This is a genomic window from Dyadobacter sp. HNCC25DJ183, assembly GCF_056895175.1.
On the sequence record NZ_JBXHAP010000007.1, the window covers coordinates 294,869 to 310,136 of the forward strand.

10 protein-coding genes are annotated in these 15,268 nt (G+C 47.6%); 6 read left to right on the forward strand and 4 right to left on the reverse strand.

Annotated features, from left to right (window positions below):
* Positions 1-2: 2 nt before the first annotated feature.
* The gene (locus tag AC1XTG_RS19145) at positions 3-1,079 is read right to left on the reverse strand and encodes a glycoside hydrolase family 76 protein (protein ID WP_484843051.1); all 1,077 of its coding nucleotides are present in this window, start codon (positions 1,077-1,079) and stop codon (positions 3-5) included.
* 237 nt (positions 1,080-1,316) lie between these two features.
* On the opposite strand from AC1XTG_RS19145, the gene AC1XTG_RS19150 reads away from it, so the two are divergent.
* The 4 genes from AC1XTG_RS19150 to AC1XTG_RS19165 all read left to right on the forward strand — a co-directional run bounded on the left by AC1XTG_RS19150 (position 1,317) and on the right by AC1XTG_RS19165 (position 8,580).
* A complete protein-coding gene (locus tag AC1XTG_RS19150) occupies positions 1,317-1,922 on the forward strand; it encodes an RNA polymerase sigma factor (protein WP_056285265.1) in 606 nt (201 codons plus the stop codon).
* Positions 1,923-2,017: 95 nt separating this feature from the next.
* Positions 2,018-3,133, forward strand: a complete 1,116-nt coding sequence (locus tag AC1XTG_RS19155; protein WP_484843052.1) for a FecR family protein — start codon at positions 2,018-2,020, stop codon at positions 3,131-3,133.
* A 167-nt stretch (positions 3,134-3,300) separates the two neighbouring features.
* Positions 3,301-6,876 carry a TonB-dependent receptor gene (locus AC1XTG_RS19160; RefSeq protein ID WP_484843053.1) on the forward strand — a complete coding sequence of 1,192 codons (3,576 nt, stop codon included), beginning with the start codon at positions 3,301-3,303 and terminating at the stop codon, positions 6,874-6,876.
* A 45-nt stretch (positions 6,877-6,921) separates the two neighbouring features.
* Positions 6,922-8,580, forward strand: a complete 1,659-nt coding sequence (locus AC1XTG_RS19165; RefSeq protein WP_056285269.1) for a RagB/SusD family nutrient uptake outer membrane protein — start codon at positions 6,922-6,924, stop codon at positions 8,578-8,580.
* A 75-nt stretch (positions 8,581-8,655) separates the two neighbouring features.
* Here AC1XTG_RS19165 and AC1XTG_RS19170 read toward each other — a convergent pair whose 3' ends face one another.
* From AC1XTG_RS19170 to AC1XTG_RS19180, 3 genes are all read right to left on the reverse strand, one after another.
* Positions 8,656-8,922 (reverse strand): Txe/YoeB family addiction module toxin, encoded by a 267-nt coding sequence (locus AC1XTG_RS19170; protein WP_484843054.1) that lies wholly within the window; start codon positions 8,920-8,922, stop codon positions 8,656-8,658.
* Positions 8,882-9,118, reverse strand: a complete 237-nt coding sequence (locus AC1XTG_RS19175; protein WP_484843055.1) for a hypothetical protein — start codon at positions 9,116-9,118, stop codon at positions 8,882-8,884. Before AC1XTG_RS19175 ends, AC1XTG_RS19170 begins: the two co-directional genes overlap by 41 nt.
* A gap of 66 nt (positions 9,119-9,184) precedes the next feature.
* Positions 9,185-10,351, reverse strand: coding sequence for a LacI family DNA-binding transcriptional regulator (locus tag AC1XTG_RS19180; protein WP_484843056.1), 1,167 nt, complete (start codon positions 10,349-10,351; stop codon positions 9,185-9,187).
* Between the two features lie 340 nt (positions 10,352-10,691).
* Between AC1XTG_RS19180 and AC1XTG_RS19185 the strand changes: the two genes are divergently transcribed.
* Both AC1XTG_RS19185 and AC1XTG_RS19190 read left to right on the forward strand, forming a co-directional pair.
* Positions 10,692-13,715 carry a SusC/RagA family TonB-linked outer membrane protein gene (locus AC1XTG_RS19185; protein ID WP_484843057.1) on the forward strand — a complete coding sequence of 1,008 codons (3,024 nt, stop codon included), beginning with the start codon at positions 10,692-10,694 and terminating at the stop codon, positions 13,713-13,715.
* 17 nt (positions 13,716-13,732) lie between these two features.
* Positions 13,733-15,229 carry a RagB/SusD family nutrient uptake outer membrane protein gene (locus AC1XTG_RS19190; RefSeq protein ID WP_056285280.1) on the forward strand — a complete coding sequence of 499 codons (1,497 nt, stop codon included), beginning with the start codon at positions 13,733-13,735 and terminating at the stop codon, positions 15,227-15,229.
* The last annotated feature ends 39 nt before the right edge of the window (positions 15,230-15,268 follow it).

Consider the following 15,268-nt stretch of genomic DNA (forward strand, 5'->3'; position numbering starts at 1 on the left):
GATTACTCGGCCGTGAGCTGCGCCAGGCGCGCATACATTTCAATCATCGCGCCCTGGTCGATCAGCGTTTTTTCCTGCTTTCTGCCGATCAGGTTATTTTCATCGCGCTCTTCTTTCCATATCCGCTCTGCATCATCAATGAAAAACGTCAGCGTGTTTTTGTCTTTGGTAACCTTATAAAGTTCCTCGTATCCGCGCAGCAGAACCACATTGAACCAATAGTTGGCGGGCAGCTTGTTGTTTACATAAAAGAAGTCGCGGGCAGCCTGTGCGATCGTTTTTGCTTCATCCAGGTATTGCTGCTCTTTGGTGATTTCATAAAGCAGTACATTCGATTGCAGCATGGTACCCGTATTGTAAGTGTATTTGGCGGAATCGATTTTCATGGATGGAATTTTGATCGCATCCCAATAAGTACCGTCCGGCGAGCGCAGGTGTTTGTTGGTCCATTTGTAAAGATCCAGCGCAGTATCGAGGTACTCCTTCTTTTTGCTGACTTTATATAATTGCAGCGCCACCAGTATACCCGGTCCATTTGAACAGGTATTCTTGGTATTCTTCTCGTCTTCCTTCCAGTAAATGCCCCCGCCCGATTTCTGGTCATATCCGGTCATCATAAACCTGTAAATCTCCTCTGCCAGTTTGAGGTAAGCGGTATTATTTGTCCGGTTGTATGCATCGAGCGCCGCGATGGCGATCCATTGGTTATCATCGTAAAACCTCGAATCCTTTTGTTCTTTGGTGACGTAAGCCTGGTAACCCGGCGCAGGCGCGTCGTTGTTACGGTACTTGCCGATTGCATTCAGCACAGGCTTCATGGCTTGTCCCCCCGGCATCAAGGCATCGGCTTCGTTGGCAGCCTGCATCAATGCACATAACGGCCAGAGAAACGAATGCGGTTTCTCATTTTTTCCATTTGTTTCAATATACAAACCCGACTTCGGTTCGTAGAATACCTTGCTGATATTCTGGCTGATAAGTGTAATCCGCTGCTGGTACTCGGCTTTCGTCTGCGCATCTGCCTGTGAGAAAAGCAGGCAAAGAAGCATAGAAAATGACCAGGTCCGTCTTTGTAGCATAGTTGGGTATGTTTAGATCCTCACTCGCAAAACAACGCCATTCGTCTGATTTACTGTCAATTTAAATCTACTTTTGGTTACAAAACCTCTCCTCTCCAAAGACAAATCGTTCTGATTTTAGGAAAATAATGCAATTAAATTTTGATTTTTAAAGGAAGTACAAAACACTATTTCATGCATTAGGCACAACACCTATATTTGATTCATTAGCAACCTATTCCTACCGTTTTCCTGATTTTGACTACATTTTCCAAACATACTGATGATGCATCTTTATGGAATTGCTTTCGGCAGGGAGATGAAAACGCGTACACAGAACTAGCCCGCCGATACTACCGCATTTTATTCCATTACGGACAAAAGTTCAGTTCCGATCAGGAGCTGATCGAAGATGCATTGCAGGATCTGCTTGTCCATTTGTGGCTCCATCGCAGCACGGTCGGTGATACGGCGTCAGTGAAGTTTTACCTTATCAAATCATTCCGGCATCGCCTTTTCAAAGCATTGAAAGCTGCACCCGCGAAAGTGGAAATATGCGATCAGGTAGCCCAGCTCCATCAGGAGGATTCCGCCGAAACATTGCTGATCAGCGAGGAGACGGCGAGTTCGCGCAGCAGCTGCATCCGTCAGTTGATAAGCCGGCTCCCTTCCCGTCAGCAGGAAGTGATCTACCTGCGTTTTTACCAAAATCTCAAACCCGAGGAAATCGCCAAACTACTCTCCATTCACCCGCAATCGGCCAGCAACATTATACAGCGTGCACTGGGGAAACTGAGGGAATTGTGGCCCGCTTCTGCATTTCTTTCAATCGCTACACTCGCTTTTTCCCGTATTCTGTTCTAAATTTTAAAAAATCAAAAAATTTTTGCTGCCAACTGAGTAGTCCGACAACATAAAGGGATAATACCTGTGTGGCGCCAAAAAACCACTTTGAAAAAATGTCGGACAGTAACCTTTCCCTGCTTCAAGACCTACTCGAAAACCAGCGGTTTATATGCTGGGCGAAAGGTGAAAAGCCGGAAGATGATATGTACTGGCAGCAATGGAAATTGAAGGGGCCGGATCATGCAAAGGTGCTGGAAGAAGCCGCAGAGCTGATCAACAGTATGGAAAACAGCTACCCGCAGCTGTCCGATTCGCATATTGAGCACGCAATAAGCTCTTCCCTGGAAAGGGCAAAGCAGATCGAGCGCGAAAAGGCTGCTGCAAATGCAGTTGACTGGAACGGTTTCAGAAGGTACTGGACCATTGCAGCGGCGGTGCTGCTGACAGCGGGTATCGCGTGGGCAGCGTTTATCATGCATTCACGGAATACTCGCAAGACGATATCTTATGATAATGACCTCTACCAGCTGGCAGACCGCGATTCAATCATAGAAAATGAGAACCTGAGTGCCAGTTTGAAATACGTGCAGCTGCCGGACGGCAGCTCGGTGGTGTTGCATAAGAATAGCAAAATCAGTTACCCGGGCGATTTTGGAAAGGAAAAACGGGCCGTGTTCTTGTCAGGTGAAGCCTTTTTTGAGGTTACCAAAAATCCTGAAAAACCATTTTTCGTCTATGCTAACGAGCTGGTAACGAAGGTTTACGGAACCAGTTTCAGCATCAGCGCAGGAATGGCAAAAAGTGAAATCGTTGTGGCGGTAAAAACAGGGAAAGTGTCAGTATGGTCACGCAAGGATTACCAGACAAACGGAACTGGCAATAGTGCGGGTTTGCTCATTCTGACGCGGAACCAGAAGGCGACTTTTGACAGAAACCTGCGCAAGCTGACCAGGACTGAATCGAAAATCCCCAAGCTCCTGGACATTCCCATTGAAGAGCAGGTTTTTAACTATACCGAGACACCCGTATCCGAAGTGTTCCGATCGCTTGAAAGTGCTTATGGGATCAAAATTGTGTACAATAAAGAGACAATGTCCGACTGCAGCATTACTGCGGTACTCGGAGACGAGCCTTTGGAAAACAAGATGAAATGGATTTGCACGATCCTGGAAGCGAGTTACCAGCGGCAGGGAGAGAAAATGATCATTACCGGAAATTCTTGTAAATAATTATTCACCATAAACCACCAGCCTGATCATGAAAAAAGGTGAATGATGTCGCCACATCACTCACCCGAATTAAACCCCCAACCAGATTGCGTTACCCGGATTGCTGCCCCGAAAGGAGCATGGGATTTTGTTTGCCGATTTTTCAAAACAACAAAACGTTCAAAAGTATGAAAAAAACCTTTTACCGGCGGAATTACCTGCTTAAAATTATGAGAATCAGTCTCGTACAATTATTCATCACCATCCAGTTTGCAGGCATTTCCCTCGCAGACGGATTCGCGCAGGATGTGCTCAACCGTCGCTTGACGGTAAGTATCCGTGAGCAGAAAATTGGCGCTGCACTGGATAAGATCAGTAAGCTCTCCGGGGTAAATTTTATGTACAGCCCCGAGCTGATCCAGTCGCAGCGCAAGGTGAGCTTTGAGGCAAAAGACTCCAAGCTCGAATCCGTGCTCGACCAGTTTCTGACACCGTTACAAGTAACTTATGAAGTATCCGGAAAGCAGATTCTGCTGAAAAGAACTTCTGCCAAACAATCCCCCAACAACCAGGAAGGCGCGGGAGTAAATGCGAAAAGCGCGCAAAGCGCTGACGTTTCCATTAAAGGAAAAGTAGCCGACGCAACCGGCGCCACAGTTCCCGGCGCTACAGTTGTACTGAAAGGCAGCTCATCGGTAGGTACTACCACAGACGCCGACGGTTCATTTTCACTGACTGTGCCCGACGGCAGCACAACACTCGTTGTGTCTTCAATCGGCTTTTTGACGCAGGAAGTGGACATTACCAACAAGTCTCAGATCGACATCGTACTGCAATCAGACGTAAAAGCATTGAGCGAGGTGGTGGTAACCGGATATTCTTCCCAGTCCAAAAGAGATATCACAGGTGCCGTTTCTACGGTTGACGCGACCGAGCTCACGAAAGTGGCTGCTCCAAACGTAGCGCAGCAGCTGCAAGGCCGCGTGGCGGGTGTAACGGTAACTTCCAACAACTCTCCGGGCGGAGAGGCGACAGTTCGTATCCGTGGTTTTGGTACGATCAATAACAACGATCCATTGTACGTGATCGACGGGGTACCGACAAAAGGCGGCCTCAACAGCATTAACCCGAACAACATCGAGTCAATGCAGGTTTTGAAAGATGCGTCCTCGGCTTCCATTTACGGTTCGCGCGCTGCAAACGGGGTTATTATCATTACTACCAAAAAAGGGAAAGCAGGTGCAGCGAGATTTACATTCAACTCACGCGCCGGTTTACAAACAGGAAAAGTGGACCTGGACCTGATCAAAGACCCGCAGCAATTTGGTGACCTGCTCTGGACGCAACGCCGCAATGCAGGTGTGCTGACAAACGGAAATCCATCGCACCAGCAATACGGAAACGGCCCGAATGCAGTAGTACCTGACTATATCCTCGCGGGATCAAGCTACGGCCTTTCTGCCAGTGATCCGCGCGTTAATCCATCGCTTTACAACTACAACCGCACTGGTTTTTACCAGATTGTAGAAGCTAACAAGGAAGGAACAGACTGGCACAAGGAGATCCTTCGCCCGGCCGCCATTCAGGAATACAACATTGGCGCGAGCGGCGGTACCGAAACCGGCCGTTACGCTATTGCGCTTAACTATTTCAAGCAGGACGGGGTTTTGATCCACACTTCTTTCAACCGTTACTCGCTGCGCTCGAATACAGAGTTTACATTCAAAAAACGCGTTCGTTTGGGTGAAAACCTGGAAGTAAGTTATACTGAAAACAAAGGTTATTATGCCAACAACGGAACTGCCAGTACGCTGAACAACCAGGATGGTAACCCGATCGGAAACGGATACCGCATTCCGTCGATCATTCCTGTGTACGATATCAAAGGCAATTTCGCAGCAACCAGAGCAGCCGGACTTGGTCCTGCTACCAACCCGGTAGCACAGCTCTGGAGAACGAGAAACAACCAGACCAACAACTTCCGTGCATTCGGTAATGCTTACATGGAAATTGATATCCTGAAAGACCTGACTGCCAAGTCGAGCATCGGTATTGATCTGAATGCATTCAACCGGGTGGGTTATACTTTAATGGACCTTGAAGAAGCGGAGATTGAAGCGGCAAATGCGTTGTCGAATGAGAATGCTTACGATATCAACTGGACGTGGTCAAATACTTTGAACTACAACAAGAACATCGGCGCTAACCACAAGCTGGGCGTTTTGCTGGGTACGGAAGCAATTAAAGGAACAGGCCGCAACTTCAATGCGACACGTACTACTTTCTTCTCGGAAGATCCTCAGTACATGTTCCTGAGCTCCGGTACAGCAGGTATCAACAACGGAGGCGGAGGTTACGAATGGGCACTTTTCTCGATTTTCGGAAAGGTTAACTATGCATTGAAAGACCGCTACTTACTGGAAGCAACAGTGCGCCGCGACGGATCTTCCCGTTTTGGCCAGAACAACCGTTACGGAACATTCCCTGCATTCAGTGTGGGTTGGAGATTGTCGGAAGAGAACTTCCTGAAACCACTTACCTGGCTGGATGATCTGAAATTAAGAGGAGGCTGGGGACAAACTGGTAACCAGGAAATCGGTAATTACAATGGTTTCAGCACGTACCGTTCAAGTCTTAGCTTGTCTTCATACGCGATCGGCGGCGGTAACAATGCAGTTGAGCCTGGTTTTGACACAGAAGCATTCGGTAACCCTGATGCGAAATGGGAAACTACGACACAAACCAACATCGGTCTGGACGCGACTTTCCTGAAAGGCATGTTCAACTTCAACCTGGATTTGTATAACCGTACTACTTCGGATATGCTTTATCAGGTAGCGCTTCCTGCAACCCAGGGTGTAGCAACGATCCCGTTTGTGAATGTGGGTGAAATGAACAACAAAGGAATTGACCTTGCTCTGGACTTCAATAACAAAGCATTGAACGGAGACCTGACTTACTCGGTAGGAGTTAACTTTTCTACTTACAAAAACGAAGTGAAAAAGCTGAACAACAGCTCTTCCGCAGTACTTCTTGGCCCTGCGATCCGCAGCTATACCTGGACCCGCTCGGTAGCCGGCATGCCGCTTTATTCATTCTACGGTTTGCAGATCGACGGTATCTATCAAAATCAGGGAGAAGTAGACAAAGGACCTAAATACCCTGGCTACGCAGCAGTTGGTAAATATAAATACCACGATACGGACGGCGATGGTACCATTACAGACAATGACCGTGTGTTCCTGGGCAACCCCCACCCTGATTTCACTTACGGTATCAACCTGAATGTTGGTTATAAAAACTTCGACCTTTCGGCATTCTTCCAGGGCGTAAAAGGAAACGGGATTATCAATATGGTAAAACGCTGGGTTGACTTCAACAACCAGGCTGGTAACAGAAGTCTGCGCATGCTGAACGATTCGTGGACACCTGAAAATCCGGATGCAGTACTTCCGATCCTGGACGCAAACGACAGCCGCAGCCAGCAGCCTTCGAGCTACTTTATTGAAGACGGTTCTTACTTCCGCATGAAAAACCTGACGATCGGCTACACGCTTCCGAGTACTGTTTTGTCAAAAATAGGATTTGAAAGTGCGCGCGTTTACGTGCAGGCTCAAAACCTTTTCACGATCACCAAGTACAGCGGTATTGATCCTGAGGTAACATCGGTGGGTTCAACTCCGGGAAGTACTGTACTGGGTGTGGATCAGGGTAACTATCCTAATTCCAAAATGTACCAGATCGGTATCAACTTCGGATTCTAACAACAGGGACAAAACTTTTTATCTGTGAATTATAAGCTAATAGATATGAAAAAGAGCATATTAACTGCAATGGTCTGCGTAGGAATGCTGACTTCCTGCGGCAAAGAGTTTCTGGAAACTACACCGCTTGGTGTTGGGAATGAACAATCACTTTCAAATAAAGCGGGTGTAAATGCGGTATTGATCGGTGCGTACAGCTTGCTCGACGGTGTTGGCGCCGGACCGGTTAATACTTCTTCGGTAAGTAACTGGATTTACGGCTCCATTGCCTCCGACGATGCATACAAAGGTTCCGACGTAGGTGACCAGGCGCAGATCACGACCATTGAGCGTTACATTCCACAGGCGGACATTGGCGCATACAATGACAAATGGATCGCGGTATACGACGGTGTTTCCCGTTCCAACAATACCATCAAGCTGATCGGCCTTGCTACGGATATGACCGATGCAGAAAAGGCACAGGCAATGGGAGAAGCCCGCTTTTTGCGCGCCTGGTACCATTTCGAAGCTAAAAAGCTTTGGAATATGGTTCCTTATGTTGACGAAACGGTAACTGATTTCGTGAACCTGCCCAACACGGCAGATATCTGGCCGATGATCGAGGCTGACTTCCAGTTTGCGGTAGATAATGTATCAGCAACCAAGGCGCAGGCGGGCCGTGTGAGCAAGTGGACTGCCAAAGCTGCATTGGCAAAAGTGCACATGTACCAGCAGGATTATAAAGCTGCAAAACCTCTTTTGGACGATATCATTACCAATGGACCTTTTGCATTGGTAAATAGCTTTCACGATAACTTCCGCATTGCGACCGAGAACAACAGTGAGTCTATTTTTGAGGTACAAATGTCGGTAGGTGACGGCGGAAGCGGCCAGAATGGTAGCTGGGGAGATAACTATAACTTCCCTTACGGGTCGGCGCCAGGTGGCTGCTGCGGATTTTTTCAGCCTTCTCAAAACCTTGTAAATGCATTTAAAACGGATGCGGCTGGTTTGCCATTGCTGGATACTTTCAATGATGTGGATGTAAAAAATGATGAGGGACTTGCTTCCAGCGATCCGTTCACACCCTACGAAGGAACCCTTGACCCGAGACTCGACTGGACTGTGGGCCGCAGAGGATTACCGTTCCTGAACTGGGGTACCCACCCGGGCAGAAACTGGATCCGCGACCAGGCTTTCGGCGGACCTTATACGTTCAAGAAGTTCTTTGCTTACAGCGGTGAAAATGCAGGTGCTGAATCACCCCGCGCAAATGCGAACAACTACCGGGCAATCCGGTTTGCCGACATTCTTTTGATGCGCGCAGAAGTAGCAGTGGAAGAAAACGACCTTGCAACTGCATTGAAATTTGTTAATCAGGTAAGAACGCGCGCGGCCAATGTAGTGGTAACGGACGCGAGCGGAAAGCCTGCGGCTAACTATCTTGTGAAAGCCTATCCGGCATTTGCGAGTCAGGATTATGCAAGAAAAGCGGTTCGTTTTGAGCGTCGCGTGGAGCTCGCAATGGAAGGCCACCGCCACTTCGACCTGGTTCGCTGGGGAGTTGCTGATTCAGTTTTGAATGCTTATCTGACCAAAGAAAGCAAGAAACGTTCTTACCTGTCGGGCGCCACTTTCGTAAAAGGAAGAAGCGAGTACTTCCCGATCCCCCAGGCTCAGATCGATATCATGGGGGCTAATGTGTTGAAGCAGAATCCTTAATATTTTTTAATTGCCACGAATACACGAATGAGGCACGAATACTTTCGTGCCTCATTCGTGTATTCGTGGCATTAATCATTTATTATAATGATACTTACACTGCAGAATTGTGACAAGACCCTTTTCGACTCTATATATCAATCGATGCTCATCCGAAATTCTCCTTGACCAACATCCTGCGAAATTTGAGCGAAGCAATTCCGGCTTGCCCTTTCCTTCAAAGGGTGTCCGTAAACATTCTTTGATAAGCTCATTGATCTTTTTTACGATGGATTTATCCGTCGCTTGCCATTCCAAATATTCAATCCAGGCACTGGCTTCCCAGGCGAGCGTCAAATTCAATCAGATCATGGTAAACAATATTTATCCCATTTTCAACATTCCGCATCCTTTCCAGCAGGATTGTACCATTGGTGCCGCGCATTAAATATTCAGTGGTATCCTCGGGTATGTCAAGTGGTTTTTGAGGTTTGATAGTCCTCAAAAATCGAAGAATGGTCTGCTTTTCTTTTCTTGAAGGCACTGCAAGTCGTAACATAGTGAAGAATTTAAATGTTAGTATGTGTCATGAAATGAGGAACCAGGACAAATATAAAAATATCCGCTAACTCTTCCGCATCGAAGAACCCCTCACTATCAGCTCGGTATTCAAAACTTTACGCTCGTGTAAATTGAGCTCCTCCGCGTCGACCAGCTGCAAAATCCACGCTGCCGTAGACTGCCCCATTTCCAGTGTCGGCTGCCGGATCGTAGTTAATCCAGGTCCAATGTAAGCCGATTCCGGGTTGTCGCTGAACCCAACCACACCCAGTTCGTCAGGTATAGCAATTCCCTTTTCTTTGGCAATGAGCATGATCTCAATGGCTGCCGAATCATTCACAGCGAAGATCGCATCCGGACGCTCGGCGAGGTCGAGCAGGTACTGTCCGTAAATGCGCGCTTTTTGCTGGGTCAGCATACCCTGAATGACCATGTGGCTTTCGATGGTTTTGCCGTGTTTTTGCATTGCTGCTTTATAACCTCTCAGCCGCTCCTGGCTGACAAGTAAGGTAAGCGGCCCGCCGAGGTGCGCAATGCGTTCGTACCCGTTCAGGATCAAATGCTCCACCGCCATAAATGCGGATTCGAAATCGTTCACCACCACTTTGGGCACGTCAATCTCTTCACAGACCCGGTTGAACAGGATCAGCGGGATACCCCTTTTTTCAAACACACTCAAATGATCAAAATTGTTGGTTTCCTGCGTCAATGAAATCAGCAGTCCATCTACCCTGTTCGCCAGCATTGCCTTCGTATTGGAAATTTCCACCTGATAGGATTCATTGCTCTGCATGATCGTCAGGTTATAGCCCGCCCTGGTCAGTACTTCATGCGCGCCGATGATCACATTGGGGAAAAACGGATTATGAAATTCCGGCACGATCATGCCGATTGTATTCGTGCGGCTTTTCACCAGATTATAAGCGAGCTGGTTGGGCTGGTAGTCAAGCAAGGCGGCAGTGTCGAGTACCGCCTGCCGCGTATCCGGACTGATATCCGCGTGTCCGTGCAATGCACGTGAAACTGTCGAATTAGAAACCCCAAGTGTTTTGGCAATATCGATGATGGTTGTCTGGTGACGTTTTCTCTTTTGCTGAACTGCCGCAGAAACATCCTTTTCCTGAATCGTAAAATAATAGTTGCACGGCTTGCAAAGGAACCGCTGCTTGCCCCGAACATACCCAGCCTTCATAATTCCTTCTACCTGCCCGCACTTCACACATTTGATCATTTCAATTGTACTATTTAAATAAAACACTTCGGCACGCTCCCATTTCTGCCTTCTCTCAAATCAAGGCTCAAAAATAAAGAATTATTATATTAATCATATATAAAACCATATATCGGTAACGTATTCGCAAACGTTCCCGATAGTTTTTGAGCAATTTTGAGATTAGATAAGGTTTAAACCGCCTTGATTTCGGCATTTGCACCGGTTAATTTCAGTTAAAAAGGCCCAGATCACACCGGATTGCAGCCTGAATTGCCTGTCTATTCTATATCTGAATCCGCGAGAAATCTGTTTCGAATTGAATTATTCCGTTATCCACTCTAACCCTATATTCTTTAATATGCAGAAAAAAATACGCATTTTGCTTGGGCTCCTATGCTTGTCGCTGAGCCTTGCACAGACCACTTTCGCCCAGTTGGGCAATGTCGCCGGAAAAGTAACTGATGAAAAAGGGGAAGGTGTTCCCGGAGCCAGCGTAACTGTTAAAGGCACGCAAACAGGAACCCTTACGAACGTGGACGGTACTTACGCCATTGAAGCGCCTGCAAATGCCACGCTGGTTTTCTCCTTTGTTGGTTACCTGAAAGAAGAAGTGGCCATTAATAACCGCTCTACCGTAAATGTTACGCTGAAAGTAGATGCGAAAGCGCTGGAGGAAGTAGTCGTGGTGGGTTATGGAACGCAGCGCAAGGTGGAAACCACCGGGTCAATTGCTTCCGTCAAATCCGATGAACTGACGCAGCTGCCTATTACAAACGTGGCGCAGGGACTTCAATCCCGCGTTTCCGGCGTGCAGATCAATCAAAACTCCGGCTCGCCTGGCGGTAATATCAGCGTGAGGATCCGGGGAACAAACTCGATCAACGGCAATGCAGAACCGCTTTATGTGATCGACGGAATTCAGATATCGAACAGCGGTGAGATCAATGATGTGAGTCCGCTTTCTACCATTAACCCCAATGATATCGAGTCTGTTGAAGTATTGAAAGACGCTTCTGCATCCGCTATTTACGGCGCACGTGCTGCTAACGGGGTTATCCTCATCACAACCAAACGCGGCAAAGCAGGCAGAACCAACGTTTCTCTCGAAAGCTATTATGGCGTGCAGCAGGTGACGAAAAAACTGGATGTTTTAAACGCAGCCGAATTTGCGCAGCTTGAAAATGAAACATTCAAAAATAACGCTTACCCTGATCCCGCGAGCCTGGGAGAGGGAGTTGACTGGCAGGATCTTATCTTCCAGAAAGCACCGATCCAAAACCACCAGCTCACGATCAGCGGGGGATCCGAAAAAACGCAGCTGTCGCTTTCGGCCAACTACTTCGATCAGGATGGTGTGATCATTAATTCCGATTTCAAACGTTTCACCTACCGGCTCAATGTGGACCATAATGTTAGCAAGAAGCTGCGTGTGGGAACCAGTGTTATGGGAAGTTTTTCCAACAGCAATGGGGTTGAGGCTGGCAGTACAAGTGTTGGCGATGCGGGTGTAGTAACCGGAACAGTGCTCGGAGCTGCTGTGGGCGCGCCACCAACTTTACAGCCCTATAAAGCCGACGGTTCTATATTCCCATTTGCGGAACAGGGGAATGGTCAGTACCGCGAAGTAATCAATCCATTGAATTACACGTCTATTTTGCGGAAGCGCAATATCAAGCGCGCATTGATCAACATTTACGGTGAATACACGATCCTTCCAGGACTTAGCTACCGGGCCTCTTTCAATGCAGATATAGACTCAAGACTTAACGACACCTACTTGCCTATTTCCATTATCGCTGCGAAAGACCGCAACGATAATTCAGGAACTGCCGCCAAGTTCAATTCCAACATGCTGGGGCTTCTTCACGAGAGTGTACTTTCCTATGGTACCAAAATCGGTGCTCACCACAGTTTGAAATTTACGGGCTTGTTTGCCACTCAGGTAGAGAAATATAACAAAAACCAAATCAATGCAACCGGCTTTCCCAACGATGCGACCAGGAATGAAGCGCTCCAACTCGCGTTGAACCGAACAGTATTAAGCTCGCGCAACATGCAGCGACTGGATTCTTACATGGGCCGTATTAATTATGGTTTCAAAGACCGGTATTTTGTTGACGTTACTGCGCGTGTCGATGGTTCAAGCAAGTTTGGGGCCAATCATAAATACGGATTTTTCCCCGCTGTATCAGCGGCATGGCGCATTATTGAAGAGCCGTTCATGAAAGATGCGACCTCGCTTTCGGACCTGAAATTGCGTGGTAGCTATGGTATCACAGGAAATGCAGGCGGAATTGATCCTTACCAGTCACTTGCAACGGTGGAGTCTGGCGGCGGCTACAATATCAACCATACTTACTTTACTGCCATTCGTCCTTCCGGGATTTCAAACCCCGATCTGCGCTGGGAAAAGTCGACGCAAACGAACGTCGGTATCGATGCAAGTCTGCTTAATAACCGCTTCTCTCTGATCGTGGATTATTATGTCAAGAAAACCGAAGACCTTCTTTATATCAAAACACTGCCGCTTTCCTCCGGTTACAGCAGCATTACCGGAAATTACGGCTCGCTGGAAAACAAAGGACTTGAAATCGCCGCAAATGCCAACCTGCTGAATGGTCCGGTAAAATGGAGCATTAATGGAAACCTGACCATTAACCGGAACAAGATACTAGATCTGGACGGCGGCACTACCGACGAAAGATTTATTACAAATTATACCGTTCTCAAAGTAGGTCAACCATTGGGCGTGTTTAAAACATACGTTTTTGACGGAATCAACCAGACCGGCGAAGCTATTATCCCTGGTTACGACGGCAGGCTGGGCGGACACAAAGTGAAGGACCTCAATAATGACGGCGCCATTAATTCCGCAGACCAGATCATTACGGGCAATCCAAATCCGAAGTTCATCTACGGTTTTTCTACGAATGTTACCTTTAAAAACTTTGACCTGAGTGCGTTTTTCTCAGGCACGGAAGGAAATGACATTTATAACGTAAGCCGCCTCTCATTCGAGAACCCGCTGGGTCAGCGCAATCTTTTCCAGGGCGTAGAGAACCGGTGGACACCACAAAATCCAAGCAACCAGTATGTAAGTCCTGCCGTTGCCGGCAGATTGCCGATTTCTTCCTATGCAGTTGAAGATGGTTCGTACCTGCGCTTCAAGAACCTGATGCTGGGCTATACCCTGCCGACGATCAAAGGAATCAGCAGAATCAGGATTTATGTGAGCGGCAATAACCTGTTCACATTTACGAAATACAGCGGCTTCGATCCGGAAGTGAACACATATGCCAATTCCAACACGACCATCGGAATTGACAACCTCGTTTATCCGCAATCGAAATCATTCCTGGGAGGCATTCAGCTTACGTTTTAAGCCCTAAACTTTGAAATATGAAACTTTCTAAAATAGCATTCAAGAAAATCCTTCCCCTCGTTGCGCTTGCATTGGGAACCGGTTCCTGCCAGTTGGAAGAAGAAGTTTACTCTTCGATCTTTGTCGAATCCTTTTATAAAACGGCCTCCGATTCTGAAAAAGGCTTGCTGTCAGTTTACGATGCCCTTAGCAGCCTTTACGGCGGTCCGGCTGCCACCATGGTACCTGATTTCAGCGCAGATCAGGTCTATCCGCGTGGCGTGGTAGGCCGCAACTCACTAACCTTATTCACGGTAGAACCAACTTATACAGTTCAGAAAAGTGCAGGTCGCACCAATGAATCGCCTCAGCAGCTCTGGATATCATCGTATAGTGGAATAGAAAGAGCCAACTGGATCATTACCAAAGTCCCGGACGCAACGATGGACGAGACCCGGAAGAAACAAATCTTGGGAGAGGCTTACTTTCTGCGCGCTTTTTACTTCTGGACGCTCACCAAGAATTTCGGAGACGTGGTGGTAAAAACCGAACCCAGCGTGACAGAAACCGAAGCCTATGCTCCGAAAAGTGCGGCAGCAGATGTTTACAAACAAATTTACAGCGATCTCGATCAGGCAGGACAGTCCGGGCTTGTCTCCTACCCTGCTAATGAAAAAGGGCGGCCTTCCAAAGAAGCCGTAGATGCGCTTTATGCCAAAGCTGCACTTTACAATCAGGACTGGGCGAAGGCGCTGGAAAAGGCAGAAGCTGTTATTAATTCTGGCAAATACGCTTTGCTGCCCAATGTAATGGATGTTTTCAGTTACCTGAAAGAAGATGAAGCGCGCCGGGAGAATATCTGGGCTTACGAAGCGGATCCTATTACGCCAGGAAACGGGCACCAGCTCACCAGTTTGGCTGGTCCGGTCGGCAGTGCGGGTGTGGAGTATTCAAAAACCTCCTATGGTTCGATGTTCGCCTATATGTCGTTTTTCAATTCATTTGATCCAAAAGACAAGCGCCGACAGTTACTGGACACTACTTTCATTGATAAATCTGGCAAATGGGTTCCTCAGAAAAGCATTACACCCATAACTACGGATGCTGTTCTGATAAAGAAATACCAGGATCCCGTTTCCAGCACAGGTTTGATCCCCAACATACCGATTCTGCGGATGGCGGATATTTACCTCATTGCCGCAGAAGCAGAGGCGCGTCTGAACGGACCTTCCGCTAAGGCTTATGAATTCATCAATGCTGTCCGCACAAGAGCGGGCCTGGCCGACCTTGCAAAAGGATTGACCAAAGATGCTTTTATCGACGCCGTGATTCAGGAGAGATCGTGGGAATTGTTTGCCGAAGGTGACCGCTGGTACGACCTCACGAGAACAAACAAATTCCTCACCGTGATTCCCAAGGCGGTTAACTCTGTGTATCCTTCACGCCCGGTTCAACCCAAAAACAAATACTTCCCGATTCCCCAGGACGAGATCAATGCAAACCCGCTGATTGAACAGAACCCGGATTGGAAGTGAGGCAATTTTGAATGATTGAATGAGTGAATGAATGAATGG

What these genes read in the sequence shown, in the direction of transcription:
- AC1XTG_RS19165 (WP_056285269.1), top strand. Translation starts at nt 6,922, where the DNA reads ATGAAAAAGAGCATATTAACTGCAATGGTCTGCGTAGGAATGCTGACT.
- AC1XTG_RS19180 (WP_484843056.1), bottom strand. Translation starts at nt 10,351, where the DNA reads ATGATCAAATGTGTGAAGTGCGGGCAGGTAGAAGGAATTATGAAGGCT.
- AC1XTG_RS19155 (WP_484843052.1), top strand. Translation starts at nt 2,018, where the DNA reads ATGTCGGACAGTAACCTTTCCCTGCTTCAAGACCTACTCGAAAACCAG.
- AC1XTG_RS19145 (WP_484843051.1), bottom strand. Translation starts at nt 1,079, where the DNA reads ATGCTACAAAGACGGACCTGGTCATTTTCTATGCTTCTTTGCCTGCTT.
- AC1XTG_RS19175 (WP_484843055.1), bottom strand. Translation starts at nt 9,118, where the DNA reads ATGTTACGACTTGCAGTGCCTTCAAGAAAAGAAAAGCAGACCATTCTT.
- AC1XTG_RS19190 (WP_056285280.1), top strand. Translation starts at nt 13,733, where the DNA reads ATGAAACTTTCTAAAATAGCATTCAAGAAAATCCTTCCCCTCGTTGCG.
- AC1XTG_RS19160 (WP_484843053.1), top strand. Translation starts at nt 3,301, where the DNA reads ATGAAAAAAACCTTTTACCGGCGGAATTACCTGCTTAAAATTATGAGA.
- AC1XTG_RS19185 (WP_484843057.1), top strand. Translation starts at nt 10,692, where the DNA reads ATGCAGAAAAAAATACGCATTTTGCTTGGGCTCCTATGCTTGTCGCTG.